The organism is Acidobacteriota bacterium (assembly GCA_016196035.1).
Lineage (GTDB): Bacteria > Acidobacteriota > Blastocatellia > RBC074 > RBC074 > JACPYM01.
In genome coordinates this window covers 40,209-66,508 of sequence record JACPYM010000036.1, presented here as the reverse complement: position 1 = coordinate 66,508, position 26,300 = coordinate 40,209, and the positions used below count along the sequence as shown (strand labels likewise).

Annotated in this window: 29 protein-coding genes, 1 pseudogene and 1 riboswitch; of the genes and pseudogenes, 7 read left to right on the top strand and 23 right to left on the bottom strand. The window is 58.4% G+C overall.

Going from position 1 to position 26,300, the window contains the following annotated elements; genetic code table 11:
- The first annotated feature begins 347 nt into the window (after positions 1 to 347).
- Both HY011_13025 and HY011_13020 read left to right on the top strand, forming a co-directional pair.
- Positions 348 to 1,583: an acetyltransferase gene (locus HY011_13025; protein MBI3423853.1), complete on the top strand. Its 1,236-nt coding sequence runs from the start codon at positions 348 to 350 to the stop codon at positions 1,581 to 1,583.
- Positions 1,577 to 2,125: a hypothetical protein gene (locus HY011_13020; protein MBI3423852.1), complete on the top strand. Its 549-nt coding sequence runs from the start codon at positions 1,577 to 1,579 to the stop codon at positions 2,123 to 2,125. The genes HY011_13025 and HY011_13020 overlap by 7 nt, the downstream gene beginning before the upstream one ends.
- 546 nt (positions 2,126 to 2,671) lie before the next feature.
- Here HY011_13020 and HY011_13015 read toward each other — a convergent pair.
- From HY011_13015 to HY011_12955, 13 genes and pseudogenes are all read right to left on the bottom strand, one after another.
- On the bottom strand, positions 2,672 to 3,028 hold the full coding sequence (locus HY011_13015; GenBank protein ID MBI3423851.1) for a DoxX family protein: 357 nt from the start codon (positions 3,026 to 3,028) through the stop codon (positions 2,672 to 2,674).
- Between the two features lie 30 nt (positions 3,029 to 3,058).
- Positions 3,059 to 3,454: pseudogene (locus HY011_13010) on the bottom strand (DoxX family protein).
- A 100-nt stretch (positions 3,455 to 3,554) separates the two neighbouring features.
- Complete coding sequence (locus HY011_13005; GenBank protein MBI3423850.1) at positions 3,555 to 4,280, bottom strand: DNA alkylation repair protein; 726 nt, start codon at positions 4,278 to 4,280, stop codon at positions 3,555 to 3,557.
- 30 nt (positions 4,281 to 4,310) lie between these two features.
- Entirely contained in the window at positions 4,311 to 4,700 is a 390-nt protein-coding gene (locus tag HY011_13000) for a VOC family protein (protein ID MBI3423849.1), read from the bottom strand.
- 23 nt (positions 4,701 to 4,723) lie between these two features.
- The gene (locus tag HY011_12995) at positions 4,724 to 5,197 is read right to left on the bottom strand and encodes a VOC family protein (GenBank protein MBI3423848.1); all 474 of its coding nucleotides are present in this window, start codon (positions 5,195 to 5,197) and stop codon (positions 4,724 to 4,726) included.
- A gap of 24 nt (positions 5,198 to 5,221) precedes the next feature.
- Positions 5,222 to 5,719, bottom strand: coding sequence for a DinB family protein (locus tag HY011_12990; GenBank protein ID MBI3423847.1), 498 nt, complete (start codon positions 5,717 to 5,719; stop codon positions 5,222 to 5,224).
- Between the two features lie 15 nt (positions 5,720 to 5,734).
- Positions 5,735 to 5,947, bottom strand: coding sequence for a hypothetical protein (locus HY011_12985; protein MBI3423846.1), 213 nt, complete (start codon positions 5,945 to 5,947; stop codon positions 5,735 to 5,737).
- Complete coding sequence (locus HY011_12980; GenBank protein MBI3423845.1) at positions 5,908 to 6,309, bottom strand: VOC family protein; 402 nt, start codon at positions 6,307 to 6,309, stop codon at positions 5,908 to 5,910. The genes HY011_12985 and HY011_12980 overlap by 40 nt, the downstream gene beginning before the upstream one ends.
- A gap of 134 nt (positions 6,310 to 6,443) precedes the next feature.
- Positions 6,444 to 7,034, bottom strand: coding sequence for a dihydrofolate reductase (locus HY011_12975; protein ID MBI3423844.1), 591 nt, complete (start codon positions 7,032 to 7,034; stop codon positions 6,444 to 6,446).
- 34 nt (positions 7,035 to 7,068) lie between these two features.
- Positions 7,069 to 7,479 (bottom strand): VOC family protein, encoded by a 411-nt coding sequence (locus HY011_12970; GenBank protein MBI3423843.1) that lies wholly within the window; start codon positions 7,477 to 7,479, stop codon positions 7,069 to 7,071.
- Between the two features lie 37 nt (positions 7,480 to 7,516).
- Entirely contained in the window at positions 7,517 to 7,864 is a 348-nt protein-coding gene (locus HY011_12965) for a YciI family protein (GenBank protein MBI3423842.1), read from the bottom strand.
- Between the two features lie 231 nt (positions 7,865 to 8,095).
- Positions 8,096 to 8,464 (bottom strand): YciI family protein, encoded by a 369-nt coding sequence (locus HY011_12960; GenBank protein ID MBI3423841.1) that lies wholly within the window; start codon positions 8,462 to 8,464, stop codon positions 8,096 to 8,098.
- A 282-nt stretch (positions 8,465 to 8,746) separates the two neighbouring features.
- The gene (locus HY011_12955; protein MBI3423840.1) at positions 8,747 to 9,154 is read right to left on the bottom strand and encodes a hypothetical protein; all 408 of its coding nucleotides are present in this window, start codon (positions 9,152 to 9,154) and stop codon (positions 8,747 to 8,749) included.
- A 126-nt stretch (positions 9,155 to 9,280) separates the two neighbouring features.
- On the opposite strand from HY011_12955, the gene HY011_12950 reads away from it, so the two are divergent.
- A complete protein-coding gene (locus HY011_12950; protein ID MBI3423839.1) occupies positions 9,281 to 10,540 on the top strand; it encodes an RNA polymerase sigma factor in 1,260 nt (419 codons plus the stop codon).
- A gap of 110 nt (positions 10,541 to 10,650) precedes the next feature.
- On the opposite strand, the gene HY011_12945 is transcribed toward HY011_12950, so the two are convergent.
- From HY011_12945 to HY011_12900, 10 genes are all read right to left on the bottom strand, one after another.
- Positions 10,651 to 11,145, bottom strand: a complete 495-nt coding sequence (locus HY011_12945) for a cytochrome P460 family protein (GenBank protein ID MBI3423838.1) — start codon at positions 11,143 to 11,145, stop codon at positions 10,651 to 10,653.
- A 25-nt stretch (positions 11,146 to 11,170) separates the two neighbouring features.
- Entirely contained in the window at positions 11,171 to 11,629 is a 459-nt protein-coding gene (locus tag HY011_12940; GenBank protein ID MBI3423837.1) for a hypothetical protein, read from the bottom strand.
- Complete coding sequence (locus HY011_12935) at positions 11,626 to 12,486, bottom strand: AraC family transcriptional regulator (GenBank protein ID MBI3423836.1); 861 nt, start codon at positions 12,484 to 12,486, stop codon at positions 11,626 to 11,628. The genes HY011_12940 and HY011_12935 overlap by 4 nt, the downstream gene beginning before the upstream one ends.
- Before the next feature lie 134 nt (positions 12,487 to 12,620).
- Positions 12,621 to 14,363, bottom strand: coding sequence for an arylsulfatase (locus tag HY011_12930; protein ID MBI3423835.1), 1,743 nt, complete (start codon positions 14,361 to 14,363; stop codon positions 12,621 to 12,623).
- A 29-nt stretch (positions 14,364 to 14,392) separates the two neighbouring features.
- The gene (locus HY011_12925) at positions 14,393 to 15,457 is read right to left on the bottom strand and encodes a hypothetical protein (protein MBI3423834.1); all 1,065 of its coding nucleotides are present in this window, start codon (positions 15,455 to 15,457) and stop codon (positions 14,393 to 14,395) included.
- A 156-nt stretch (positions 15,458 to 15,613) separates the two neighbouring features.
- A complete protein-coding gene (locus tag HY011_12920; protein MBI3423833.1) occupies positions 15,614 to 16,687 on the bottom strand; it encodes an isocitrate/isopropylmalate dehydrogenase family protein in 1,074 nt (357 codons plus the stop codon).
- Entirely contained in the window at positions 16,684 to 17,088 is a 405-nt protein-coding gene (locus HY011_12915) for a VOC family protein (GenBank protein MBI3423832.1), read from the bottom strand. The genes HY011_12920 and HY011_12915 overlap by 4 nt, the downstream gene beginning before the upstream one ends.
- Positions 17,089 to 17,130: 42 nt before the next feature.
- Positions 17,131 to 19,053, bottom strand: a complete 1,923-nt coding sequence (locus HY011_12910; GenBank protein MBI3423831.1) for an alpha/beta fold hydrolase — start codon at positions 19,051 to 19,053, stop codon at positions 17,131 to 17,133.
- Positions 19,054 to 19,073: 20 nt separating this feature from the next.
- Positions 19,074 to 20,135 carry a hypothetical protein gene (locus HY011_12905; GenBank protein MBI3423830.1) on the bottom strand — a complete coding sequence of 354 codons (1,062 nt, stop codon included), beginning with the start codon at positions 20,133 to 20,135 and terminating at the stop codon, positions 19,074 to 19,076.
- Positions 20,135 to 20,524 (bottom strand): GntR family transcriptional regulator, encoded by a 390-nt coding sequence (locus HY011_12900; protein ID MBI3423829.1) that lies wholly within the window; start codon positions 20,522 to 20,524, stop codon positions 20,135 to 20,137. Before HY011_12900 ends, HY011_12905 begins: the two co-directional genes overlap by 1 nt.
- 309 nt (positions 20,525 to 20,833) lie before the next feature.
- Positions 20,834 to 21,006, top strand: a riboswitch (cobalamin riboswitch).
- Between the two features lie 46 nt (positions 21,007 to 21,052).
- Between HY011_12900 and HY011_12895 the strand changes: the two genes are divergently transcribed.
- The 4 genes from HY011_12895 to HY011_12880 all read left to right on the top strand — a co-directional run bounded on the left by HY011_12895 (position 21,053) and on the right by HY011_12880 (position 26,250).
- Positions 21,053 to 23,515, top strand: a complete 2,463-nt coding sequence (locus tag HY011_12895; GenBank protein ID MBI3423828.1) for a TonB-dependent receptor — start codon at positions 21,053 to 21,055, stop codon at positions 23,513 to 23,515.
- Between the two features lie 161 nt (positions 23,516 to 23,676).
- Positions 23,677 to 23,904, top strand: a complete 228-nt coding sequence (locus HY011_12890; protein ID MBI3423827.1) for a cysteine-rich CWC family protein — start codon at positions 23,677 to 23,679, stop codon at positions 23,902 to 23,904.
- 98 nt (positions 23,905 to 24,002) lie between these two features.
- Positions 24,003 to 24,674 (top strand): SOS response-associated peptidase, encoded by a 672-nt coding sequence (locus HY011_12885; GenBank protein ID MBI3423826.1) that lies wholly within the window; start codon positions 24,003 to 24,005, stop codon positions 24,672 to 24,674.
- Between the two features lie 169 nt (positions 24,675 to 24,843).
- Entirely contained in the window at positions 24,844 to 26,250 is a 1,407-nt protein-coding gene (locus HY011_12880; GenBank protein ID MBI3423825.1) for a sigma-54-dependent Fis family transcriptional regulator, read from the top strand.
- Positions 26,251 to 26,300 lie beyond the last annotated feature (50 nt).

Genomic DNA, 26,300 nt, shown 5'->3' with positions numbered 1-26,300 from the left:
AGGCCGGGCGGCGCCAGAAGCTGCCCGGCTTTTTCGTTTTGGCCCCGCGCGAGCGAAGATAACTCAATCGTCCGATTGAACCTGCCAATCGAACAACAAATTTGATTGACGATGCCTGCTGGGCACGTGTATTTTGCCAATGCATCCTTTCCTTCACTTGGTTCTATCCGGCAAATCCATATCACGGCAACATTCCATACGCTTGATGACTGTCTGTTCTTCCTGATCGCTCTAAACCGCCAACCCGCGCGGGTAGGCGGCGCAGCCAGTCATCACTAATATATTTCACTCTAGTCACGGTAGCGGATTGGAAGCCCGCTATTCCCCCAACACGACCAGGAGAACCAATGTTGAACAAACACATTTCGCACCATCGTTGGCTGGTCTTGCTGTTGCTAGCCGCCGCAACGCAAGCCGCAAGTCATGCGTACAGCACCGTCGGTCAGGCAGCAGGGCTAAGCTTTATTGACCCCACGGCCAATCTCAACTACCGCCAGAACATTTCGCTGGGCGAGCATGTCTATGTCGGCCCGTTCGCCACGTTGCGCACCGGTTCGTTCGGCGGCAACCGTTACATCACGATCGGCAACGATAGCAACGTGCAAGACAACACCTTGCTCGACGCCAGTCTCGGCTCGGTCACGCTGGGCGATGAGGCCATCGTGGCGCACGGCGGCACTGTCCGTGGCGTCAGCGATCCGGTCTCGCCTTTTGGTTCACGCCGCAGCTTCCCCGCCAGTCTTGGCGTGGGCGGGAAATGCCCTGAGAACGCGAAACATTGCCCGTCCTTCGTCAGCTTTAACGCCGTGGTCGAAGGCGCGACGGTGCAGATGGATGCGATGGTCGGCGCGCTCGCCCGCGTCGGCCCCGGCGTCATCATTCCATCCGGGTTGAAAGTGCTGCCCGGTAAAAACATCGCCACCAACGCCGATGTGAATTTGACCAATGGCAAACTCGCGCCCGTCACCGAGGCTGACCGCGAATTCATGCACGGCGTGGTCGAGGTCAACCTCGCCTTTGCCGAGCAATACGCCAAGATGCAAAGCAGCGATCCCGACACGCTGACCGGCATCAACCTCGATCCCGGCCATTCGGATTTCAATCCCGATCCCAATCTGCCGACGCTCGCCGGGACGGTCACGCGCAATGCCAGCTTCCGCAACCGCATCATCGGCGATGTGCGTTTGAAAAATACCGCCGCCGAACTCAACAGCGTGATGGGCCAGCGCATCTCGTTGCGGGCCGACGAAGGCGAGCCTTTCAAAGTCGGCAGCATCGCGCTGATGGAAGATGGCGTGACCTTCCACGCACTGGAACACACGCATCTGGATTTGGGGGACAAAGGCAGCTACGGCTTCCGCAGCATCGTGCACGGCGGGCCGACTGAGTTTGAGGATTACACCATCACGGGGGCCAATTTCGTGCTGGGCGCGCGCTCGCTCTTCTTCCGCTCGCGCATCGGCGCAAACAGCCAGGTCGGCCAGCGCAGTGTGGTTCAACAATGCGACTTCCCCGCCAACACTATCATCGGCGACCGCAAGATCATGCTCGAAAACAAAGAATTCGGTGTGGTCGAATGGTAGGCCGTAAAACCCTTTCAACCGCCGCCAAGGCGCCGCGTCTCAGCTCCCAACTGAGACGCGGCGCGTTGGGCCTGTCGCCGGGCTTGTTGCCGGGCCTGTTGCCGGGCCTGTTGTCGGGCTTGTTGTTATTGCTGACTGGCTGCCGTTCCGCACCGCAGGCCCAGACTGCGCCCTTGCCCGCCATCAGCGGCCTCACCGCGACTTTGCAAGACGAAGTACGGGACTTGCCCAACGAGACAATCGCCTGGTCTACGAACTGGAAGTTGTGCTGGGCCGGTTACCCGCGTGCGACGGGCTATGAGCTACAAACGGTGACAGGCGAAGGGGCGAGCCAAAAAGTGCGCGCGCAAAGCGGCAACTGTTTCAAGCTGCAAGCTGCCGCAGGTGAGAATCCAAAAGCCAAAGGGCTGCTTAATCGTGAACTGCAACTCGCGCTGCAAAGAGGCCAGCTTGCTTACCGCGTGCGCGCCGTCTTGCCGGATGACCGGCGTACCGAATGGTCAGCCGCAGTTGCCGTCGGCAAAGAAGTTTCGGCCCACTGAGTCGCGTGGATCAATTCACTTCCGTCTTGCCAGGCAGCCCGGCCAGACGGAACCGGAACCGCTAGGCAAACATCGCCAACCAAAGAGAACGACAAGCGTTCCAGCAATAACTGCCGGCTCAAGTCGCCCTCGGCCTCACTGCTGTGCTGCGAAACCTCGACAAACTGCCACGCATAATTTCTGCACTGATAATTCTGTTTGCCGTAATGAGTATGCCCGTTACGCTTGATTTGCGATAATCCGCACCGTGGACAGCTTAGGTTGCTTATCGCAGAAGCTCCTTGGATTGAATTTTGGTAGTGGTTCAATGGGGAGAGGGCCACGCCGCAGATCAACGCAGATCAACGCAGACCGACGCAGATCAATTCAATTGGCTAACAGGACTGCTCCGCGTTTTCCAGCGTTCATCCGCGGCAAGACCTCTCATCTTTGAGCCACTACCTGAATTTTTTGTCAATCTCAGTTATTTGGAGCTACTGCTTGTTAGTCAGCTTCCGGCCTTGCATTTTATGACGACCGAATTCTCTTTTTGAGTTGGCCCCCGGTTCAGCTTCGCAGCGGCAACAGCGCACGCAAGCGTTCGTCTCGTAAATACAGCCCGCCCCAGAGCAGCACACCGACCAAAACCTGTACGAAGAAGGGTTCGCCGACCCGTAAATGCGTCGCCGTCGCGCCGCCCATATACCCCGCCAGCAGAATCGCGCCTAACACGGACGTGCGCGGGATGAGATAAAGCACCGTGCAAGCCGCTTCGAGGATGCCAATGCTGGTTGCGGCATGTGCCGGATAACCTAATTGCGCGAACCCTTGGATGGCTTGCGGATTTTTCAGCAATTTCATCGCGGCGCTGAAAAACAATAACAAGGCAGGCAAAATGCTCAGTAGATAACCGCCCCAGAGCATTTTCTTGGACGCGGCGGGCGCGGGCGTCGTCAAGGGGAGCAGCGCCGTCAAGCGCCGCTCGCGCAGATACAGCCCGCCCCACAGTAAGATGCCAAACACGACGGGAAACAGAATCGGAAACCAGCCTTCGCCCATGCGCACGTGCGTGTTGACGGCGCCGCCCAGATAACCGGTCAGCAAAATCGCGCCCAGCAACGCCGTGCGCGGAATCAGATAGATGATGGTGCAAAGCAGCAGAACGAGGCCCAGCGGCACGATGACGCTGGCGGGGTAGCCGAGCCGCGTTGTCGCTTCAACAACAGGGGCGGGTTTGAACAACTTCATTGCGCCATCTACCAGCAGGAAAAGCGCGGGCAGACCGCTGAGGATACGGCTCGTCCATTTTTGAGCATTCGAGAGAGGGGGGTCTTGTAGCGTTGCTTGCATAGTTTTCTCCTCACGGCAAAATAGTTTTGAAACAAGCGCTTCCCCACCTAACGGAGTGAAGCGCGATTAGAATCGGGGGCGAGCAAGTTGATTGAAAGCGTCATTGGTTGGCAGCTTTCAGCCCAAGATAATGCGCGCGCAACTGCGGCTCAAGCTTTTCGATGGCATAACGCAAAGCCGGGCGCGGCAGCACGGCGGCATGCCGGTCGAGAAAACCCAACAGCCGCTGCCGATCCTGCTTGCCGGCTTCGCGTAGCCAACTGCCCAGCGCTTTTTGAACCAATTCGTGTTGGTCTTTCAGCAACAATTCGGCAATGCGAAAGGTCTCGGCCACTTCGCCTTGGCGGATGAAATAGTAGGTGCTGACGATGGCGGTGCGGCGTTCCCAGGGATTTTTTGAACGCGCCAGTTTCGCCAGCACCGTGCGCGGTTGATCGGCCAGCCAGCCGCCGACGACATAGGGCGCGGCCCGATCCACCAAATCCCAGTTATTGATGCGGTCGTGGCGGCGCAGATAAAGCTCATACAGCGCTTGCCGGTGCGCGATCGCAGTCTTTTTCTGGCGCGCCTGAAAATCCATGATGCTGACGGCGCCCAGGCGGACTTCGTAAAACGGACTTTCCAGCAGCTTTTCGATCTCGGCCAGCGGCAAGGCGCTGAACTCTTTGGCGAGTTGAAACACCTGGCCCGGTGGCACGCCCAGCATCTGATTATCCGGGGCGTACTCAGCGCCTTTGAAAAACCGCTGATTCTTTTTCACGCCTTCTGCCGTACCGCAGCTTTTGAGTTGGCGGCTAAACTGGAGCGCCGTGAGCGTACTGGGCATGGGTTCTTTCCTTTCCGGTCACTTGCTTGATTAACCGTCGGTTTGCACCAGGTTGATGAGATTGCCGCAGGTGTCTTCAAAAACCACGACGGTAACCGGCCCCATACTTTTAGGCTCGCCACGAAAGGTCACGCCCAGGTCTTTGAGCCGCTGGTATTCCGCCTGAATGTCACTGGTGATAAAGGCTGTCGCCGGGATGCCCGCGTCGAACAAGGCTTTTTGATAAATTTGCGCGGGTGGGAAACCCAGCGGTTCGAGCACGAGTTCAACGCCTTCGACGCCTTCGGGCGCGGTGACGGTCAGCCAGCGGAACGGCCCCATCGGAATATCGTTTTTTTTCACGAAGCCCAGCTTGCTTGTATAAAACTCCAGCGCCTGTGCCTGATCGGCGACCGTGACGCTGGCTAATTTGATTTGCATAAATTCCTCCGTTGTTCGATTTACTATTGTCCGTCATACGCCTGCTGCAATTTGGCGATGTCAATCTTGTCCATTTGCAGCATCGCCTGCATCACGCGCCCGGCTTTCGCGGGGTCTTTGTCACCCAACATTGCGCCCAGCACCCGCGCGTCAATCTGCCACGACAGGCCGTATTTGTCTTTGAGCCAACTGCAACGGCCTTTTGCGCCGCCTTCAGAAAGCTTCTCCCACAGTTCGTCAATCTCCGCCTGCGTCTCGCAACTGATATGCAGCGAAACGGCTTCGTTGAATTTGAACATGGGGCCGCCATTGAGCGCGAGGTATTCCAGCCCTTCGAGTTGGAATTTCACGAGCAACGCCGAACTCGCCGGGCCAGGGCCACCTTCGCCATTCCGTGCGACGCTGATGATTTTGGAATTCCGGAAGAGCGACACATAGAAATTCGCGGCTTCCTCCGCTTGATTGTCGAACCATAGAAACGTCGTAATTTTTTGCATGGGTTTTCCCTTCCGGTTGGAGTTTCAGAATTTTTCGTCGGCGCTCGGCCCATACGAACCGGGGACGGCGACATCCAGCAGGCGCAGGTAAACCGACAACTGCCCGCGATGATGAATCAGGTGACTCAGCGTGAAGTCCCGAAAAACGTCCATCTTAGTTCGTTCGACCACCGTCCGGCCCCCCACTTTCATGCGCCAGGTTTGCGTCAGCGCCGCTTCGGTCACAGCGGCCAGCGCGCGTTGGCAGTTGGCAGCGTCCGCATCGAAGGTTTGCAGCAAGTCGGCGACGGACGTTATCTGGTAATGGTTGTAAGTGGCCGGGTCGAAGACGTATTCATCCTGCTTGAAGATCGCCTCGCCCCAACGCACGCATTCAAGGATGTGCGAGACCAGCGCCCGAGCCGCAAACGACTTTGGATGAGGCCGCCAGTCCAGCTTGTCATCCGGCAACCGCTCCAAATGCCTGCGCGTCGTCTGCGCTTCGTGTTCAAACTCGGCTAGCAATGAATCTCTCAGTTTCATGCTGACTCCTTAGCTTCACATGATCGGCCTGATTTCGACGACGCCGAGGCGCGCGCCGGGAATTTGCCCGGCGCTGTGGATGGCTTCGTCAAGCATATCGGCGTTGACAAAAAAGTAATCGCCGAGTTGTTCGCGCGTTTGGGCAAACGGCTTGGTGGTGCTGAAGCACTGGGCGTAAGCGAGCCGCTTTATTGAATCGCGCTCGGATCCATCCAGAACAGTCCCCAACCATTGCCGTCCAAGTCTTCATAATCGTGCGAGTACATAAAGCCGTGATCCGTCGGCTCGCTGGAAGTCGAGCCGCCTGCCGCGATAGCCTTGGCGACGAGTTCATCCACTTGCGCGCGGCTTTCGCATGAAAGGCTGATCAGCGCGCTGGTGTATTTCGTCGTGTCACAGATTTCTTTCTTCGTGAACGATTTGAGTATTGCGTGCGTCCCCAACATCGCGTAAATGTCTTCGCTGATAATCATGCATGTCGCCGTCTCGCCGCTGAATTGCGGATTGAAGGTGTAACCGAGCTTGGTGTAAAACTCGATGGATTTTTGCAGGTCCTTGACCGGCAGGTTCACAAAAATTTTCGTAGCCATAATTTCTCCTGGTTGAAATGGTTTCAGGTTAAGCAGCCTTTTCGCGTGACCATCCACAGAATGCCGATTTCATGCCTGCCACGCTTGTTAGACTACGGCGTTCCGGTATTCACTGACGAGGTCGCGTCGTCGAACTATACGGTCTTCAAAGGCCCGGCGACCGTGTAAGTATTGAAGATGATGCCGGACGGAAATGCTTGCGTGCTGACGAGTTCGAATGAGCGTGCCGGGGTTCCCTCCACAAAGAAGCGCTTCCCCGTGCCCAACAGGATCGGATAGACGGCGAGCAGGACTTCATCCGCCAGCCCATGTTCGAGCAGCGTCGTGGTCAGCGTGGAGCTACCCCAGAGGATAAGGTCCGGGCCGTTCTGCGATTTGAGGCGGCGAATGCCCTCGACAATGTCGGGGCCGAGGCTCTCGAACGGGCCCCATGCAAGACTTTCCGGTCGGTGGGTAGCGACATATTTCGTTGCCGCATTGAGGCCGTCCGCCATCGGACTGCTCGGCGCCTTGGGCCAGAAGCCCGACCAGATATCGTAGGTGCGACGGCCCAGCAGCAGATCGAAGCTCTCGCCCTGCGCGGCAATGATTGCATCTCGGCCAGCGGGGCTTCGATAGGGCGCAGTCCAGTCGCTGTAGGGGAAATCGCCGTCATCGCCATTATCGTTTGAGTGCTGAATCACACCGTCCAACGAGATGTGTTCGATGATTTTGAGCTTTCGCATTGCCATAATTTCTCCCTGTTGAAATGGTTTCAGGTTAAGCGGGTTTTTCGCAGTTGACCATCCACAGAATGCCGAACTGATCGCGCAGCATCCCGAAACGGTGCGCCCAGAAGGTTGGCGCAAATGGCATCGTCACTTTGCCGTTTTCAGCGAGCGTGCCAAAGACGCGCTCGGCTTCCGCCGGGTCGTCAATCGCCAGTTGTACGTAATAGCCTTTGGGTTCGTCGTAATATCCCGGCGGGGCGTCGCAACCCAGCAGCAACTGGCCGCCGACGTTCAGACTGGCGTGCATGATTTTGTCGTGCCAAGCAGCGGGCACTCGTTCAGCGGCAGGAGCCGCGCCATGCCTCAGCATCATTTCGAGCTTGCCGCCGAAGCATTGTTCGTAGAATTTGAATGCCGCTTCGCAATTGCCGTTGAAGTTGAGATAAGAATTTATTCGCATGGTTTACTCCTTTTCGCTGGGTTGTTTTGGTTATTGTTCAGTCACCAATCACCTGACGAATCTCGACCGTGCCAATGCGCGCGCCGGGGATTCGACCCGCGATGCTTACCGCTTCGTCAAGACCGTCAGCGTTGATAAAAAAGTAACCGCCGAGTTGTTCGCGCGTTTCGGCAAACGGCCCATCGGTGATGAAACGCCGGCCCGCGCGCACGCGCACGCAAGTCGCCGTCGCCGTCGGATGCAACGGCGCCGCGTCCAGATATTGCCCGTGGGCGTAAAGTTGCTGGGCGAGTTGCACCGATTCATCCCGCATCTGCCCCAACGCGCTTTCGCCCAACTCGCCCAGCACTTGTTCGTCATGATGCACCAGCAAAATGTATTTCATAATATGACCTCCATCAGTAAATCGAACCGCGCGGGCCGGAAACGACGACTCGTCGAGATTTTTTTCAATAGACATTATCGGTATCAAGAACGAGCCACGGGAAACACGGGGGAAGAGGGGAAAACACAAACTGCGCCTGCGCGCCGAAACTTTGCCTCCATAGGTATTTTGCTTGTTCCCCGTGCGCCCACTGTTCCCCGTGGTTCGTTTGTTGCTTCATCTCGATAAGGTCTAATCAATCACTTGCTGGGGCGGCAAGCCTTCCAGCGCCAGCACCGGGCGGATTTCGACCGTGCCGACGCGCGCGCCGGGAATGCGTTCGGCAACGCTGAGCGCTTCGTCCAAATCGCGGGCTTCAATTAGATAGAATCCGCCGAGGTGTTCGCGCGTCTCGGCAAAGGGGCCGTCGGTAACGAAGGCTTTCCCTGCGCGCACGCGCAGGCTTTTGGCGCTGGTGACGGGTTGTAGCGGCGCGGTCGCCAGGAACTTTCCCTCGGCGTGCAGGTCGTGCGCCAGTTGCGACGATTTCACGTAACATTGCGCGCGCTCTTCGTCGGTCATGGCGTTTTCTGCCAGATAGATCAACAGCATGTATTTCATCGCGAATGCTCCATTTTGGGTTTTCACAAGTAAGTCGCACGGCGCGGACCGAATTCGACCACGCGCCAAATTTTTGCGCCCGTAAAAAATCCGATGATCGCGCCTGGGAACGCAGGCATCCCTGCCTGCTGGGAGAAAAGCTACGCAGCGTTCCTTATCCCTGCTGGCACAAACACCCGGTTGAAAAAGCGGAAGCTACGCGACTTTTTATTTAGCAGGCAAGGATGCCTGCGCTCCCAGGTGGTCTCACCGAATTTTTTACAGCAAGATTCTTTTTGCGCGTCATTGCTCCACCGTCGCACGCACGGCGGCATAAGCGTCCAGCGGCGAAAGCAGGACGATCATCAACCAGACCGGCAGCGAAATGAGCGCGGCCAGCAAGCCTCTGCTCCAACGTTTTTTGTTACGCGCCACGGGTTGCGCCAGCAAGCTGCTGGTTATAGCTTTGACCAGCGGCCCTGAAATCGCATGATAAGTTTGCTCGCCGGAAAGCGGCACCGTGACAAAACGCGCCGTCTCCTCCAAATCGCGCGTCGGCATCAATAAAGCCGTAGCGGGCAGTTCGGAATGATTGCCAGTCACTTGCCGTCGGGCGCCACAACGGCGGCAAAAATGATCTTGCGCGCGCGCGTTTGAACCGCATTGATAACAGGGAGATTCGCTTGCTCGGTAATTCGCTTTGCTATTCATGGAACCGTCCTTTGCGCTGCTTGCACGAAGCCTTTCGGCAGGTTGTTGCCTGCCTTGTTGTCCTTCGCAAGTAGATCGAATGACCGGCAGCGGATTCGACAGCGCACCAAAAAAATTTGCTTGCTTATGAATCTTTACACACAACCCGAAGTCGCCCACGCGATTGACCAACTCTATCGCTCCGATTGGGGGCGCATCGTCGCCGCCTTGATCAAACTGATCGGCGATTTTGATCTCGCCGAAGAAACCGCCCAGGAAGCCTTTGCCGCCGCCGTCACCCAATGGCAACGCGACGGTGTGCCGGAATATCCGCGCGCGTGGATCATTCAAACGGCGCGGCACAAAGCGATTGACCGCTTGCGCAGCCGCACCCGGCACGCCGAAAAACTGAAAGCGCTGGCCGCCTCCGGTTTGCTACCAGCGAGCGCGACGCCAAACTATGACACCAACGAAATCCCGGATGACCGTTTGCGGTTAATCTTTACCTGTTGCCACCCGGCGCTGGCGCCCGAAGCGCAAGTGGCCCTGACGCTGCGTTTGCTCGGCGGCTTGGAGACGGATGAAATCGCGCGCGCTTTTTTGGTCACGACCGAAACCATGGCGCAACGTCTGGTGCGCGCCAAACGCAAAATTCGCGACGCGGGCATCCCTTACAAAGAACCGGAAGCGCACGAGCTGCCCGTGCGGCTGGATGCCGTGCTGACGGTGCTCTACCTCATTTTCAACGAAGGGTACGCCGCCACGCACGGCGCATCGCTCGTGCGCGCCGATCTGTGCGCCGAAGCCCTTCGGCTGGGACTGCTGCTGCGCAATCTGTTGTCGCCGCGACCAGAGGCGGAAGCCACGGGCTTGCTCGCCTTGATGTTATTGCACGATGCGCGCCGCGCGGCACGTCTGGATGATGCGGGGGAGATTGTTTTATTGGAAGAGCAGGATCGTGCGCGTTGGAATCAAACCCAAATCGCCGAGGCCTTGCCGCTGGTCGAGGAAGCCTTACGCAACGACCCCGGCCCTTACGCCGTGCAGGCCGCCATTGCCGCCGTGCATTGTCAGGTCAAACGCGCGGAAGAAACCGACTGGGCGCAAATCGTAGCGCTTTATGATTTGCTCGCGCGCCTGCAACCTTCGCCCATCATCACGCTCAACCGCGCCGTCGCCGTGGCGATGGCCAAAGGCACACAAGCCGGGCTGGCGTTGCTTGACACGCTGGCGTCTGAACTCGATGAATATCATCTCTTTCACGCCGCGCGCGCTGATCTCTGGCGCCGCGCCGGTTCTTTCGCAGAGGCCGCGCACGGCTACGAACGGGCCTTGGCCTTGGTGACCAATGACGGCGAGCGCCGCTTCCTGGAACGGCGGCTGGCGGCGCTACGGTTGGCAGGCTAGTACTCCATCAAGCTGTAAGTGATGGATGCTGAGAGCGCATCCGGGATGTAGGGCGGGATTAAATCCCGCCCTACATCCCTCATTTTCAGCTTGATGGAGTACTAGCGCGTTCACTCCCGAAATTTACTAAATACGGCGTCAGTCTCTTTTTGGCTGGCGTGGCAGGCGAAGCATTTGGCCGCGCCTTCCGCCGTCACCAGGCGCTCCGTTTGGCTGTCGCCCCGGAATTGCTCAAAGCCCCAGCCACCCGTCGCTGCATAACGTTGGCTGTCTTTCACCATCACATCAATGCGCCTGCGCGCGGCTTCCGTGGTGACGCCGTTATTCTCTTTGGTCTCCAGAAAATCAGCCACCAACACCGAACCATCCGGGAAGCGCCCGGTGCGATAACCTGCCAACGCCTTTTCGTTCGCATAAATATGGTGAATCCCGCCGTTCACCGCGAAGCCGGGAGCTTGGGGGCCAACCAACGCGCTCGACACGTGCACCCACTGACGATAACCCGCCGGATAGGGCACGGCATCCTCCGCCTTCACCCAGAGTGACAAGGCTGAGAGCGCAAACGCGCACAACAACAAGACGAGCGCAGTGATTCTTTTGGTCATCGGTTTTCCCTTCTCCGGAACGTGATCATTTCAACCGCCAGCGCGTCACCAGCGCCATCGGCAAGCCGACACAGAATATGTGAATCAGCACGGCGGTGAGCAGCGCCGTCTTGGCCTGGTTAAAGAATTTGGAGTGATACGCCGAGAGCGGCAAGACGACGCCATACATCACCAGGTACACGACGATGCCATAGAGCGGGCCGCACAACATCGCCTGGCGCGACAACACAGGCAGCCTCAAACTCGCGGCGGCATACAGCGCCATCCACACCGTCGCGATCAGAAAATGAACCGCCAGCCCCAGCGCTGCCGTCTTCCAGCCGCCTTGGAACGTGTCGCGCCCCAACAGGCCGCCAGCCACCGATTGAAAGACCCGCACCGGCCCGCCGCCGTGCAAAGTGCTGTTGATGGAGGCGGCGGTAATATCCAACGCACCCGCCACCAAGCCACCCAACAAAATTGTTTGAAGGAGTTGTGGTTTCATGAAATGGGTATCCAAATTTCCGTCCGCAATTCTTCAGGCGCGACCTGCTTCCGAGTGTTGAGGTAAATCTCAAACGGCGCCACCTCGCGCAATTGATGGCCCGATGCCGGCAGCCAGTCACGATACATGCGGTTCCAGCTTTGCCAACAGGTTTCGTGCGCGCCTTGATGCAACGACATCGCCCAGCGCCCACCCGGAATCGTCACGTGCCACACTTCGTCGTGCAGCGGCGGCAAATGGCCTTCGTAGATAAAGCCGGCCTGATACCGCGCCTCGGCATCCGGCACGAGACTGGCTTCGTCGGGACAAATGCCAATGCGCTCGCGGATGGCGGGCCAGCCATTCACGCGTTTGAGTTCGCCGACGAGCACACGAAAGGCAGCGGTGGCGGCCAGGGTAAAATCCTGCTCGATCATGCCCTTGCGTTCGACAATGACGGCGGCACGAGCAGGCGTCGTTTTGATTGCGACGGCCATCTGCGCCCCGTCAGACAAGCGTGGGCGCGCGGGCGGCAACAACAAAGCGGAGTGTTGCCGCCGATATTGCGAGGGCGAGCAGCCCAGGTGTTTGCGGAATGCGCGCGATAACGAAGAGCCGGAATCAAAGCCGCACTCAAGCGCGATTTCAGTCAATGTGAAGCGGTCTTCGTTGATGAGTTCAAGCGCGCGCAACAGGCGGCGGCGTTGCAAGAAGGCAAACATCGTCTCGCCCGTCAGCGTGCGAAAGATGCGATGAAAATGAAACGGGGAAATCCCAGCAAGGCCCGCTAAATTCTGCGTCGTCCAAGCGTCGCCCGGATGGCGGATGATCGCTTTGATGACTTGGTTGATGTTTTCGCGGTAGTTAGGAGCGAACATAGCCGCAGCATAGCAAACTGTCCGCAACCTCGGCTTGGCAAATCTTGCGCATTGTCAAAGGCACTTGCTGACCAAGAACAGCCAGCGCCTTGATTTCAGAAATGTGTCTTGGGCTTAGCAAGCGGACTCTCTTGCTAACGCGCTTGCGCCCGCCACGTTCCCAGCGGCAAGACGTGGGCGCGCGCCGCCCACGTCTCCCATTGTGCGGCGAGTTCTTGCACCCTGTCGGGTTGTTGCGCCGCCAGGTTATGCAGTTCGGTGCGGTCGGCTTCGATGTCATAGAGTTCCCACGGCTGATTTTCTTTGGCGACGAGTTTCCACTGGCCGGCGCGGATGGCGCGATTGCCTTCGTGTTCCCAGCAAATCGGCTGCGCGCGTTTGAGCGGCTTGCCGGTGAAGACGGGCTGCAAACTGATGCCTTCCAGCGCGTGAATTGGCTGGCCGTTGCTGACGGTCGGATATGGCGCGCCGCTTAAATCCACCGCCGTCGCCATCAGATCAATCAAGTGCCCTGGCGTTTGCACCAGCTTGTTGCGTTGCGCGCGCGCAATGCCGTTGGGCCAATGCACGATCAAGGGTGTCGCAATTCCGCCTTCGTGCGTCCAATGCTTATATTCGCGGAAAGGCGTGTTGGAAACATTCGCCCAGCCTTTGCCATAGGCAATGAAGGTGTCAGCCGGCCCCGGCAATGCGCCCGGCCCCATCAGCACGGCGCGGCCAGCGCGCGTCTGTTGCGGCGCGGAGTTATACTGCTGATCGTCTTTCGCCATCGGTGCATACACAGCTTTTTCCGGGCGTGTTTTGTACGGGTTGCGCGGCGTCGTCGCCCGCCCGTTCAATTCGGCGCAACCGCCGTTGTCCTGCAAAAAGAAAATCAGGGTATTGTCGAATTGTCCCTGCCGTTTCAACTCAGCAATGATGCGCCCGATGCCCTGATCCATGCTGTCAATCATCGCGGCATACACTTCCATGCCGCGTGCTTCCCAATCCTTGTTGTCAACCTTGCCCCAATCCAGCGCCTGCTCTGACAGCAGCCAGTGCGGATCAAGCAAGCCCAGCCGCTTGGCTTTTTCATACCGCGCCTGCCGAATTGGCCCGTAACCCTGCGCATATTTGCCCCTGTATTTGGCAATGTCCTTTTCCAGGGCGTGCATCGGCCAATGGGCGGCGGTATAGGCGACGTACATAAAAAAAGGCTGCCCCTGTTTGTGCTCGCGGATAAAGCGCGTCGCGTGGTCGCTGATGGCGTTGGTGTAGTAATACTGCGAGGGCTGATATTCCGTGTCATTGGCAACGGTGATGAGTTGGTTGTCGCGCACCAGGGCGCTTGGGTCGTAGTAACTGCCCGCGCCGTGAATCGTGCCGTAGTAACGATCAAAGCCGCGTTGCAACGGCCAGTTGTGCGTTTTCGCCAACGTCTCTTTATTCAGTCCGGGCGTGACGTGCCATTTGCCGACGGCATACGTGGCATAGCCGACGGGCTTCAAAACCTCGGCAATCGTCACCGAGTTGCGGTTCAAGTCGCCGCGATACCCTTCGTGGTTGCGATCTTCCATCATGTGTCCGATGCCGGCCTGATGCGGGTACAAACCCGTCAGCAAGCTGGCGCGTGTCGGGCAGCAGCGCGCATTGTTGTAAAACTGCGTGAAGCGCAACCCATTTGCCGCCAGCCCATCCAGATTGGGCGTATTGATCTCACCACCGTAACAACCGATGTCTGACCAGCCCATGTCGTCGGACATAATGATGATGATATTCGGGCGCGCGTTCGGGCGTTGCGCCTCGGCTGGCGTAAGGTGCCCCGACGGGCGCGCCGCCAGCAGGCAGGCAGTGAACACAACTGTCTGCCAAAAGCGAAATAAGTTTCTCGTTTTCATGCTGATCTCACTTGGTTCAGAAGCGGCGGTTAAACTGCGCCGGTCATTTGCTTGAGCAGATTGAAAAAGGACTGCTTGCGCTCAGTGTTGATGCCCCAATTCACAGGCGGGCATTGATAGCCATCACTGTAATCGCTTTGCCCAGGATCGAAATAACCCCACGAAGCATAAGCGCTCACGGCTTTCATTAGATTGTTGACGGGCTGATCGAAAGCAAAATGATCGTCTTCATTGAAGAGGATCGGCATCGCACGATAAGCCGGATCGCGGCGCGTGAGCGCGACCATTTCAGCAATGCGCTGGGGGTCTTTGACGCCGTTGCCGTGCAACAGCAGGAAGTCCGATACCTGGACGACATTGGTCGTCGGGATAGCTCCGCCGCCATAACTCGTCCCCGCCAGGAAGCGGCGGCCTTTGCTGGTGGTGGCTTTGACGAGATTGATGAGTTCGTGCACGCGTTCGGCTTTGAGGATTTCGTGGTCGTAAGCCTGAATGTTGCATTCGTTGTTCACTTCGACCAGCACGTTGCGCCAGCCCTTTTGGTGCAACCAGTTTGTCGCATTGACGACCGCGCGTTTGACAGCGGCTTCATCCCGTAAGCGCTGATCCTGGCCGAAATAGAAATAACCCAGAATCACGACCATGCCCAGTAGATCGGCGCGGTTAAGAATGCGGGCGAGGCGTTGCAAGTAATCCGCGCGCAACGAACCATCCGCCGCGAAGGCGCTGTTATGCCAGGGCTGTTCTTTGGAATAGCCTTGCGGGCTGCCGCCTTGCAAATTGAGCGTGAAGGCCAGCAAACCGTGCTTGCGCCAGGCCGGCATGGCCGCGATGAATTCACGCGTATTGCGTTCGGCGTCCCACTTGCCGGTGTCGGGATATTGCCAGCGATTGCGCGTGTCGGGATTCAAATCATCATAAATCCCTTGCACCAGCCGCGCATTCATCAGCAATCCTTCGATTTTCATCCCTTGATAGGCACGGCCTGCGTAGGTCGGGCGGCCGTTGATGAAAAACCGCTCGCCCTGAATGGAGACGGTCGTATTCCCAGCGCCAGCCCAACTCGCTTGCGCGGCCAGCGTGAGCGCGGGCATGGTCAACAGAAATTCGCGGCGTTTTATTTTGGACATGAAAACCTCTCGACAGCCATCGGCAACCACTTGGCAGGCTGTCTTCCGCAAGATGTTTTGTTTGCTTTTGTCGGCGACTTCGCGCGGATCAAGCTTAAAGGCGAACGTCTCTTCTCATCCTTAATCCTCAAGCACGACCTGTTGAATGAGGCCGGCCAATTCCACGGTTGAGAGCGTGCCGCCCAGGTCGCGCGTGCGATTGTGTGAATCGGCGAAGACGTGTTCGACTGCGCGCCGGATGATGGCCGCGCCACGCCGCGTTTCTTCGTGTTTGAACCAATCCAGCATCATGCCAACCGAAAGAATCGTCGCGGTCGGGTTGGCAATACCCTGCCCGGCGATGTCGGGCGCGGTGCCGTGGGCGGGCTGAAAGACAGCATATTGATCGCCAATATCCGCCGACGGCGCCATGCCCAACCCCCCGACCAGCCCGCCGGTCAGATCGGAAAGAATGTCGCCAAACATGTTTTCCGTGACCAGTACGTCAAAGCGCTGCGGCTGCTGCACCAGATACAGCGCGGCGGCATCCACATAGATTCGTTCGGTGCGCACATCCGGGAACTCGGCGCTGATCTCGTCAAAGATGCCGCGAAAGTACGCCATCGAAGGCAGCACATTCGCTTTGTCAATCAGCGCAACCAACCCGCGCCGCTGGCGCGCTTCACGAAAGGCCGCGCGAAACAGCCGCTCGGAGGCGTGCCGCGTGACGCGCAGCGTGTCGGTCGCCTCGCGCGCGCCTGCCGGAATCTGGTTGAGGCGCGATGAAAACAGCCCTTCGGTGCTCTCGCGCACGAGCAGCAGATCAATCTCACCGGCGGCGTATTTTTTGAGCGGCGTGTCTTGCGCATGATAGAGCCGCACCGGACGCAGGCCGCAATACAAATCCAGCCGTTCGCGCAAATCAATCTGCGGCGTCATCTCCACGCCGTGCGGCCAGCGCACATTGGGCAAGCCCATCGCTCCCAGCAGAATCGCGTCGTGCTGTTTAATGGCCGCAAAAGTTGCCGGTGGCAGCGGGTCGCCACTTTTCAGATACTCACCAGCCCCGACCGAAAATTCTTGCAATTCAAATTGCACGCCGGTCAAGCGGGTTTCAACGGCGCGCAAAACCTGAACGCCTGCGGTCATCACTTCCGGCCCGATGCCGTCTCCGGGTAAGACCGCAATCCGAAAAGTTTGAGGTGTGTCTTTCATTGCCCTGTGAAAATGGTTTCCGCCGCGACAAAGCACAAGCGATTGCCGAAGGGGTCGCGCACATAGAAGGAGCGCTCGCCCCAAGGCCGCGTGACGATGTCCCCCGCGCGCGCGCCGTGAACCTCTTCCGTCAACAGGCAACCCAGTTTGCGCGCGCGCTCGTGAACGGCGTCAAGGTCTTTCACAGAAAAATAGATATTGTCGGGAGCCGGTTGTGCCGTCGCGCCTTCGCCGGTGGGATCGAGCAGCGCGAGGATGACGGGGCCGCAGTCGAAATAGTAGCGCCCGCCGCGAATACTTCTGCCGGTGATGCCTAGCAAATCAGCATAAAACCTGGCTGCCTGATCCAAGTCAGACACTTGTAGAATCACGCGGTACAAATTCGGAACATCCGTCATCATTTGCCTCCTTTCAGGCCCTCTGCCAGACGCCAGCAAAACTGATTATTTACTGGCGGGCAGACGTTTGAACGTGAGGGGCAAGCTCAAGCCGCTTTGTTGCCATTGACCAATAAACTCCGTGCCAGCGCTGTTGGCATTGCCTTCATACGACGCGCCGATCAGGTTCATCTCAAAGCGCAGCTTGCCCTCTTTTAACGTCAGAGTCGAAATCGGCAAGTCTTTTAACCCGTCTTGATCCGGGCTGTCGAGCTTGCCAGACAGTTTTCCGTCCGCCGCTTTGGCCAGGCGCAAAATCAAGCGCAGCTTTTGCTGCCCGGCTTCCAGCACGCCTTCCCAGCGTTCTTCGTTCGCCGCAGGCAGTTGCTTGCTGCTGGCCGTTTGTTGCTGCGCCATCTCGTTCAGCAGCTCTTCGGTCATAAATGGTTGCGGACGAATTGCACTGACGCAGGCGGCGTCCAGCTCTTTAGCCGATCCTTGCGTCACAAATTCGGCCACCAGTTTGTCCACGCAAGGAAACGCGAAGAAATGGCCCGTGTGCGGAATCATCAAGTGGCGACCGTTGGGCAAATGCTTTGCGGCTTCGGCGGCCAGCCAGGGCGGCGCGACGGGATCGGCTTCGCCTGAAATCAGCAGGACGGGTTTGTCCGATTTGACGGGCGTAGTAAAACTCGCGGACACGTTCGCGTGCGGCCAGAATTCGCAGACCTTACGATAGGCTTGCACCCGAGCAGCGCCATAAAACGAACCTGCTTTCTCGCGCGCCAAATCGGCGTCGGTGATGAATGGCAGGTCTTCGCCACACACGACCGAGAAATGCATGCCGCGCGCGATGACGTCTTCAATCCCACGAAAGCTTTGATAGGCAACAGAAGCGAACAGACCAAATTCGCCCGCTGCGGCCTGATGCACCAACAACGGAACCCAGCGCGAGGTGGCGGGCTGATAGAGCAGCGTGCGCAACATTTCGGCAAAGGCCGAGCGCGACATGGCGATTTGGGCCGGTTGCCGCGTGAATGGATTGACTGTCTCGAATTTCGCAGGAGCTTTTTCCAACTGTTGCAGCGCCGTTGCCAACTCGGCCTTGAGGTTCGGAAAGGCGGCGTGGCATTTTTCCTCCGCCGCGCAATCGGCAAAGACGCGCTCCACCGCGTTCTGCACGCCTTTGAGCGCGGGCAGCGGCAATTTCATATCGGGCGGCGCGACGCCGAGAATCGTGACAGTGCGCACGTGTTGCGGATATTGACGCAGATAGGCCAACGCCGCCGTCGAACCGTATGACCCGCCGTACAAATTGATCTGCGCGTAACCGAGCGCCGCGCGCACCTCATCCAAATCGTCCAGCGCCGTGGGTGTCGAATAGAGTTTCAAATCCGCGACTTTTTCCAACTCCGTGCGGCAGGCGCGCATTCGTTCCACCGATAACACTTCGCTGAAGTAGGCTGCCATGTCGTTTTTGTCAGGATAAAGATTGCAGGGCAACGGATTGGAGCCGCCCGTGCCGCGCTGGTCTACGAACACTAGATCGCGTTCGCGGCGCAGGCTGGCCAGATACGTTTTGCCTGCGCGTGCGATGGTTTCAGTCGAACTGCCGCCCGGCCCGCCTGTGAAGTAAAAAATCGGATCGGGCAGCGCCTTGCCATTCAGCGCCGGCAACACCACGATCTTCAACGCAATTTTGCGCCCGGCTTGCGCCTTTCTGTCTTCGAAAACTTCATAACGCCCGCAGCGCACGTCTTCATTCCAGCCCGCCAGTCGGCAAGGTTCGAGTTGCAGCTTAGGGGCGGCGTTTTGCGCGGTTGCTGAAGCGCACAGCAGTATTAGGCACAGGCTCAGCGCACCTAGTACTCCATCAAGCTGTAAGTGATGGATGCTGAGAGCGCATCCGGGATGTAGGGCGGGATTAAATCCCGCCCTACATCCCTCATTTTCAGCTTGATGGAGTACTAGGTTGATGACTCTCTGCATAATTTTTTCTCCGTATTTTTTCAGTTTGAAGCGCGGCTGATTTGCCACACCAAAAGTAAAATCAAACCAGCCAAATACACGATCCACAAACAGGTCGCGCGATGCGCCAGGTTGAAGGCCAGCCCCTGCGGGCTACGTACCAACGCCAACGGGTTATCCGGGTTGAAATACAGCAACCCGCTGGCAAAGAAACGTCCTTCAGCCACGGGCGCGGGCGGAAACTCGCGCGCCAGCGTCATGGGTTGCACTTCGAGTTGTACGGCTGTCACCCGGCGGCCTTCGCGCGCGCAATAGATGGCGATGATTACAACAGCCAGGGCCAGCAAGATCGTCATCCAATCCATCTGCCAGCTCTCGCCGAAGGCTTGATCAACCGCCAGCGTCACCAGCAACACGGCCAGCAACAGCCGAATGGCATCAAAGACCCGCAAGTGGTAAACGAGCCAGGCTGCGCGCCAGCGTCGAAAATCTTCCGTCCGGCGCAAGGGCAGCTTGATACGCCAGCGCACAAAAACCAGTTTGAGCAGCCACAAACCGATTTGCAGATACAGCAACCACAATACGCCCCAGAAAGCGGGCGTGGCCTCTTGTGAGCCGCGCCACCAAGCACCGAGCAGCGCGCTTGACAGCGTCAGCCCGACAAGCACTGCTGCTTCGAGCAACCGGTTCGTGTGATCACGCAAGCGGCGCGGCTCCATCACCAATTGCGCCGCAGTCACGGGCGGCTCGGCACTTGGCGCGGCAAAGGGTTTGGCCCGATAGGCGAATTGATAAAACACCAGGTTGTAATAGACCGCTGTCAGCGCCTGTGTGGCCACCTGCACGTGCAAAAGATAAAACGCTCTGCCGCTCAACAGCAGCAGCGGCAGTGTCAGCCCATCCAGCGCGAACGGCGCCAACAACCAACCACGATATTGTCGCAACAGCCTTTTGCCCGCGCCTTGATAAAAACCCGGCGCTACTGGCGTAGTCAGAAACCATGCTTCGCCCTGTTTAAGCGGCAACTGCCAGAATCGCCTGTGCGACAGCAGCCTCAGGCAAAACACTCCAACTGTGAGCGCGACCAGCGGTGTTGATTGCATCACTTCGCTCCTTGCAGCAGGGCGCGCAATTCGTCCGCGATCAGCGTCATAATTTCCCCGCGCCGCATACCCGCCAGCACCATCTGCGTCAGCGCCGCGCGTATGCCACGGCGCAAATCAGCGGTACTGGGCCGGCTTTCCGCACTCGTCTGCCGCGAAGTCACCGACGCGCCCGAGCCATGTTTGACGGCCAGCAATCCTGCGTCTTGCAACTCGCGGTAAGCCGTCGCAATCGTGTTCATATTGACGCCGAGATCTGCCGCCAATTGCCGCACGGGCGGTAACGGTGCGCCTTCGCGCAGCTCGCCTTGCGCAATCAAGGCTCTGATCTCATCCGCCACCTGCCGATAGATCGGTCGCGCGTCAGCCTGATCAATCGTGATTTGCATCGTGATCTCCTTTCCTTTACCCGTCAAGTCAATTGTCTAGTGTTACTATACACTAGACAATCCAGCCAGGCCAAGGGTCGTTTGAAAAAAGTGGCAGCGGATGGCGCTCACTGCGGTTCCGTTTTGTCGCGCGCGCTGGCTGGCCGTTGCCAGAGATGCCGCCGTATGTTTTGGGGCAGGGCGGGAGGATGTTTTGGAATCGGCGCGGCCCATGCTAGGGTGTCGGCGTCGTTCAGGGTGAATGACTCCAACGGCGCCCTCACACCGACGGCGCTACACTTTTGACAACTGAGCAATGCCAACGGATGCCGGGAAGTGTGGTGCAATTCCACCGCTGTCCTCGCAACTGTAAGCGGATACGAAATCCCTTAACTTTGTAGTGACGATGTCACTGTTAGTGTTAGGTTGTGCGGCCCCAAACCGCACGGCTGGCCTGATGGGAAGACGGGAAAGTAGGTTTGAAGCCGCAAGTCAGGAGACCGATTCGTTTGGCAGTTTGAATGCTCCTTCGAGTGAAAGGATTGGCACATGAGATCGCCTGTTTCTATTCTGGCGTTGATCGAACGACGCCCTCGCCTACACAACTTACTTCCCTGCACCTTTGCTTTCGTACTGTTTTTCCAAACTGTCGCGCTTTATGCGCAAGGCGGATTGGAACTCAGCGGACGTGTCACCGATGCCCAAGGCGCGGCGGTGACCAACGCGACGATTACCGTCTATGCCCGCGCCAACCACGCCCGAGTCAATGCGGTCACCGACAGCCAGGGCGGCTATCATTTCGCGCGCCTCAGCAGCGGCGCATATTTGCTCACGGTCGAAGCGGCGGGCTTCGCGCGCGCCGTTCACACCGTGACGGTGGAAGGCAAAACAACCCAGCTCGACCTGCAGTTAAACACTGCCGGCATCAATGACGGCGTCATCGTCACCGCCACCGGCACGCCGCAAGCGGTGGATGAAGTCAGCAAATCGGTCAGCACCATCAGCGCCGCCGAGATCGAACAGCGCAACGAATTTTCGCTGGCCGAAGCCCTGCGTTTGACGCCCGGTTTGCGTGTGCAACAAAACGGCGGGCCACAGGCTTTCACCGCGATCAAAACGCGCGGCTTGCGCAATGAAGACACGGCAATCCTGCTTGATGGGTTTCGCTTCCGCGACGCTTCGTCCATCGCGGGCGACGCGCTCTCGTTCATTTCCGATTTGCTCGTTGTCAATCCCAACAGTGTCGAAGTGCTGCGCGGCTCCGGTTCGTCTCTTTACGGCACCAACGCCATCGGCGGCGTCATCAACGTGGTTTCAGACGAAGGCGGCGGCGCGCCTCATGGTCAGGTGCAATTGGAAGGCGGCCAATTGGGTCTGTTCAGGACGCGCGCCACGCTGGCGGGCGGCTTCAACGAAAACCGGTTTGTTTACAGCGCGGGGCTGGCGCACCTCAATGTTGCCAGCGGCTTGGACGGCAATGACGCAGCCCGCAACACCAGCGCGCAGGGTTTCGCGCGCTATCAACTGACGCCTGCCGCCACACTGAGCGGGCGGCTTTACGCCAGCAAAGTTTTCGCCCAACTCAATGACAGCCCCTTCAATGCGCCCACCGCCAATTTGCCCGCCAGCGGCATCATCAAAGCGATTCCGCTGGCGCTGGCGCAACAGCGGCTGTTTGAGACGGGGCGGACTTACAATTTGGGCAACGCCACGTTTTTCCCTGATTTGAACGATCCTGATTACCGCCGCCAAGCCGGCTATTTTTCCGGCGCATTGCGCTTCAATCACGCGCTCAACAGCCGGTTGAGCTACGAACTGAGCTACAACAGCCTGCTGACGGCGCGCGCCTTTCGCGATGGGCCGCAGGGCGTGCGCTTTGAGCCGCAATTCAACAACCGCAGCGGCTTTGACGCGCGCATTGATACAGTCAACGCGCGCTTTGATCTGCTGGCGAATCGCTTGAACCAATTCACGGGCGGTTATGAATTCGAGCGCGAAGCCTTCGACAATCCGACCGAAGATGAAAATCCGAATCCGGCGCAACGTGTCAACGCCCGCACCAAAGTCAGCCAGCGCAGCCACGCGCTGTTTGTGCAAGATCAACTGCGCCTGCTCGGCCAACGTTTGCAAATCTCGCTGGCCTTCCGTGCGCAACATTTTCAACTTGCCCGGCCCGATTTTTTTGGCGGCGCGCCGGTGTTCACCAACGCGAGTTTCCCGGCCCCGCCGAATGCGTACACCGGCGACGGCTCCATCGCCTACTTCATCAAAACCAGCGGCACCAAGCTGCGCGCGCACGTCGGCAACGGCTATCGCGCACCGTCGCTGTATGAGCGCTTCGGCTCGGGCTTCTTCGGCGGCAGCTTCAGCGCCTATGGCGACCCGCGTTTGCGGCCCGACCGTTCGATTGCGGTGGATGGCGGCGTGGATCAAAGTTTCCTGGCTGGCCGCGTCAAGGCAAGCGCGACCTATTTTTACACGCGCTTGCAGGAAGTGACCTTCTTCGATTTCAGCGGCTTCATCAATCCGGCGACCGATCCTTTCGGGCGCTTCGGCGGTTACCGCAACACCGGTGGAGGGCTGGCGCGCGGGGTTGAGCTTTCGGTGCAAGCCAAACCCACGCGCACGACCGACGTGCAGTTCAGTTACACCTACACCAACTCCGACCAGCGGCGGCCGTCATCGGTGGCGGGCTTCATCCCGGCGTTCGGCATTTCGGCGCAGCAGTTCTCGGCATACATGAATCACCGCGTGGGTAAACGCATGGATGTAACCTTCGACTTGTTTGCGGCGAACAGATACTTTTTGGCCTTGGGCTTCCCGTCGCGCGCGTTCCAATTCGACGGGCCGGTCAAGGCGGATTTGGGCGCGAGTTATACGCTGCCGGTGGGCAACGACCGCAGTTGGCGTTTTTATGGCAAGGTGGACAACGTCTTGAACCGCGTTTACTTTGAGAGCGGCTTCCGTACACCGCCAGCGCAATTCAGCGGCGGCGCAAGCTATCGTTTCTAACTGAACGCCTTGAGCTTTGACAAAGGCCAGGCATTCTCAATTCTCTATGCTTCATTCTCAATTCCCGGCAAGAGGTCGCTGGCAACGATGATTCCCTGCCAGTGAATGAAGAATTGAGAATGGAGAATGCCTGTCGAACAGCTTCCACTGCACTAACAATCATGTTGCGTGAACTCACCCAATTCATCTTGCCCTCAGGTCGCGCGCCAAGCACATGCGAAGCGTGTGGAGAGCCGTTTCAATGCGGCGCTTCGTTGACCGGCTGCTGGTGTTTCAAGATCAAACTCGACGAGGTTACGCGGCAACGCATGCGCACGCAGTACTGCGCTTGCCTGTGCCAGGCTTGCCTGGAACGCTTTGCGCAACCAACGCCTGCGGACAATCCCTAATTGGCCGCACCTGCCGCCCCGAGTTACAGCGCCCGTGTCCAAAATGGTAAGCTGACGCCGCAACGTTGCAATTTCAAAACCTAAATGAGTTGACAGCTATGTGTGGAAGATTCACGCGCAAACACACGGCGGCAGAGATCGCCGAACGCTTTGAAGTCGAGGCGGACGAGGCTGAATTCGGCCCGCCCCGCTATAACATCGCGCCTTCGCAAAACGTACCGGTGATTTATTTCAACGCGGGTCGGCACGTGCGGCTTTGCAAATGGGGGCTGGTGCCGTACTGGGCCAAAGACCCGGCTATGGGCAACAAAATGATCAACGCCAAGGCCGAGACGCTGGCCGAAAAGCCTTCATTCAAATACGCGCTCGAAAAACGCCGCTGTCTGATTCCCGCCGATGGCTTTTACGAATGGGATAAAAGTACTAAACCGGCGCAACCGGTATACATCCACCGGCGCGACGCGAGGCTGTTCGCCTTTGCCGGCTTGTGGGAGGAATGCAAGCTGCTGGATGGCACGCGGCTGCAAACGTGCACGATCATCACGGTCGAGCCGAACGCGCTGATCCGCAGCTTTCACCATCGCATGGCGGCGCTCTTGCGGCCTGAAGACGAAGCTGCGTGGCTCGATCCGGCCAACAAACCCGCGCAGGTGCTGCCGCTGTTGCGGCCTTACCCGGATGGCGAGTTGGAAGCTTATCCGGTCTCGACGGCGGTCAACAGCCCGAGGCGCGATGAACCGTCAATGATCGGGCGGCTGGCGACAGAGTAGCGCAACCCGCCGGGGTTGCGCGGCTTCATTTGATTACGACAATGGCTTCAGTTGCGATCGGGGTTGTAGTTGATGCAGCGGCGCAACCTCGGCAGGTTGCGCTACTAATGCCGCGTCATTCGGTTCCCGCTGATTGGCGCATTCGCCGAAATTACGCTACCTTTTGATTATGGCAAAAAAGGGCAATGTCCTGGTTGTGGACGATGAAGAAGTGATGCGCGACGTGCTGGAAAGCCTGCTGTCCGGCGACGGCTTTCGCGTGGATTTGGCCAAGACCGGCGAAGAGGGCTTGGCGCGCTTGCACGAGCGCACTTACGACGCGGTTTTGCTGGACGTTTCGATGCCCGGCATCGGCGGCTTGCGCACGCTGGAAGAAATTCTGAAGCTGGATAGCGAAGCCGTCGTGATTATGATCACGGCCTATGCGACCTTCGACACGGCCATCGCGGCTTGGCAATTGGGCGCCTTCAATTGCATCCGCAAGCCTTTCGACAATCAGCAAATTTTGAAAACAGTCGCCGCCGGGATTTCGCGCCGCCGGGGCGATGAAGAACGTCGCGTGTTGCGGCGCACCTTGAAGACTTCGGCGGATCGCAGCCAGATTGTCGGCACTTCGACTCCGATGCGCGAAGTCTTCGATCTGATCGAACAGGTTGCGCCCGCGCGTTCGACGGTGTTGATCACGGGCGAATCGGGTACTGGCAAAGAGGTCGTCGCACGCTCCATTCATTTTTCCAGCCCGCGTGCCGAGGCCGGCCAATTCGTCGCCGTCAATTGCAGCAACATCCCGTCTGAACTGCTCGAATCGGAACTCTTCGGCCACACCAAAGGCGCGTTCACGGGTGCGGTCGCTGCCAAAAAAGGTTTGTTTGAAGTCGCCGACGGCGGTTCGATCTTTCTGGATGAGATCACCACGATTCCGCCTGAAACACAGGCGCGCTTGCTGCGCGTGATTCAGGAACGCGAGTTCACGCCGCTGGGCGACACGCAACCGCGCCGCGTGGATGTGCGCATCATCGCGGCCACCAACAGCGATTTGCAGCGCGCGGTCAAGCAAGGCGATTTCCGCGAAGACCTGTTTTACCGCCTGAACGTCATCAACATTCATCTGCCGCCGTTGCGCGAGCGGCGCTCTGACATTCTTTTGTTGGCGCAACATTTCATTCGCAAATACAACGCCGAGAATGGGCGCAATCTGCCCGAGCAGCTTTCGCCCGAAGTCTTGCGCTTGCTCGAAGCCTACCCCTGGCCCGGCAATGTGCGCGAATTGGAATCCGCCATCGAGCGCGCCGTCATTGTCGCCCGTGGCGATGAACTGACGCCCGAATGTTTGCGCGAGGAAGTTTTGCACCCACGGGCCAGCCAGACCGGCGACAGCGATTCTTCGGATGTCGCTGGCGCGCTCGACATCGCTCGCGGCATTTCGTTTTACGATGAAGTTTCGCGCTTTGAGGTCGAACTCATTCGGCGCGCGCTCGAACTGACAGGCGGGCATCAAAGCAAAGCGGCCAAGCTGTTGGGGATGAACAACACGACGCTGAATAGCAAGATCAAGGTTTATAACATCAAGCCGTGACTGGTTGGCGGTTGGCGGTTGGCGGTTGGCGGTTGGCGGTTGGCGGTTGG

Bases quoted from the DNA above. Each gene is read 5' to 3' on its own strand.
- HY011_13025 (MBI3423853.1), top strand. From the start codon at position 348: ATGTTGAACAAACACATTTCGCACCATCGTTGGCTGGTCTTGCTGTTG.
- HY011_13020 (MBI3423852.1), top strand. From the start codon at position 1,577: ATGGTAGGCCGTAAAACCCTTTCAACCGCCGCCAAGGCGCCGCGTCTC.
- HY011_13015 (MBI3423851.1), bottom strand. From the start codon at position 3,028: ATGCTCTGGGGCGGTTATCTACTGAGCATTTTGCCTGCCTTGTTATTG.
- HY011_13005 (MBI3423850.1), bottom strand. From the start codon at position 4,280: ATGCCCAGTACGCTCACGGCGCTCCAGTTTAGCCGCCAACTCAAAAGC.
- HY011_13000 (MBI3423849.1), bottom strand. From the start codon at position 4,700: ATGCAAATCAAATTAGCCAGCGTCACGGTCGCCGATCAGGCACAGGCG.
- HY011_12995 (MBI3423848.1), bottom strand. From the start codon at position 5,197: ATGCAAAAAATTACGACGTTTCTATGGTTCGACAATCAAGCGGAGGAA.
- HY011_12990 (MBI3423847.1), bottom strand. From the start codon at position 5,719: ATGAAACTGAGAGATTCATTGCTAGCCGAGTTTGAACACGAAGCGCAG.
- HY011_12980 (MBI3423845.1), bottom strand. From the start codon at position 6,309: ATGGCTACGAAAATTTTTGTGAACCTGCCGGTCAAGGACCTGCAAAAA.
- HY011_12975 (MBI3423844.1), bottom strand. From the start codon at position 7,034: ATGCGAAAGCTCAAAATCATCGAACACATCTCGTTGGACGGTGTGATT.
- HY011_12970 (MBI3423843.1), bottom strand. From the start codon at position 7,479: ATGCGAATAAATTCTTATCTCAACTTCAACGGCAATTGCGAAGCGGCA.
- HY011_12965 (MBI3423842.1), bottom strand. From the start codon at position 7,864: ATGAAATACATTTTGCTGGTGCATCATGACGAACAAGTGCTGGGCGAG.
- HY011_12960 (MBI3423841.1), bottom strand. From the start codon at position 8,464: ATGAAATACATGCTGTTGATCTATCTGGCAGAAAACGCCATGACCGAC.
- HY011_12955 (MBI3423840.1), bottom strand. From the start codon at position 9,154: ATGAATAGCAAAGCGAATTACCGAGCAAGCGAATCTCCCTGTTATCAA.
- HY011_12950 (MBI3423839.1), top strand. From the start codon at position 9,281: ATGAATCTTTACACACAACCCGAAGTCGCCCACGCGATTGACCAACTC.
- HY011_12945 (MBI3423838.1), bottom strand. From the start codon at position 11,145: ATGACCAAAAGAATCACTGCGCTCGTCTTGTTGTTGTGCGCGTTTGCG.
- HY011_12940 (MBI3423837.1), bottom strand. From the start codon at position 11,629: ATGAAACCACAACTCCTTCAAACAATTTTGTTGGGTGGCTTGGTGGCG.
- HY011_12935 (MBI3423836.1), bottom strand. From the start codon at position 12,486: ATGTTCGCTCCTAACTACCGCGAAAACATCAACCAAGTCATCAAAGCG.
- HY011_12930 (MBI3423835.1), bottom strand. From the start codon at position 14,363: ATGAAAACGAGAAACTTATTTCGCTTTTGGCAGACAGTTGTGTTCACT.
- HY011_12925 (MBI3423834.1), bottom strand. From the start codon at position 15,457: ATGCCCGCGCTCACGCTGGCCGCGCAAGCGAGTTGGGCTGGCGCTGGG.
- HY011_12920 (MBI3423833.1), bottom strand. From the start codon at position 16,687: ATGAAAGACACACCTCAAACTTTTCGGATTGCGGTCTTACCCGGAGAC.
- HY011_12915 (MBI3423832.1), bottom strand. From the start codon at position 17,088: ATGATGACGGATGTTCCGAATTTGTACCGCGTGATTCTACAAGTGTCT.
- HY011_12910 (MBI3423831.1), bottom strand. From the start codon at position 19,053: ATGCAGAGAGTCATCAACCTAGTACTCCATCAAGCTGAAAATGAGGGA.
- HY011_12905 (MBI3423830.1), bottom strand. From the start codon at position 20,135: ATGCAATCAACACCGCTGGTCGCGCTCACAGTTGGAGTGTTTTGCCTG.
- HY011_12900 (MBI3423829.1), bottom strand. From the start codon at position 20,524: ATGCAAATCACGATTGATCAGGCTGACGCGCGACCGATCTATCGGCAG.
- HY011_12895 (MBI3423828.1), top strand. From the start codon at position 21,053: ATGAGATCGCCTGTTTCTATTCTGGCGTTGATCGAACGACGCCCTCGC.
- HY011_12890 (MBI3423827.1), top strand. From the start codon at position 23,677: ATGTTGCGTGAACTCACCCAATTCATCTTGCCCTCAGGTCGCGCGCCA.
- HY011_12885 (MBI3423826.1), top strand. From the start codon at position 24,003: ATGTGTGGAAGATTCACGCGCAAACACACGGCGGCAGAGATCGCCGAA.
- HY011_12880 (MBI3423825.1), top strand. From the start codon at position 24,844: ATGGCAAAAAAGGGCAATGTCCTGGTTGTGGACGATGAAGAAGTGATG.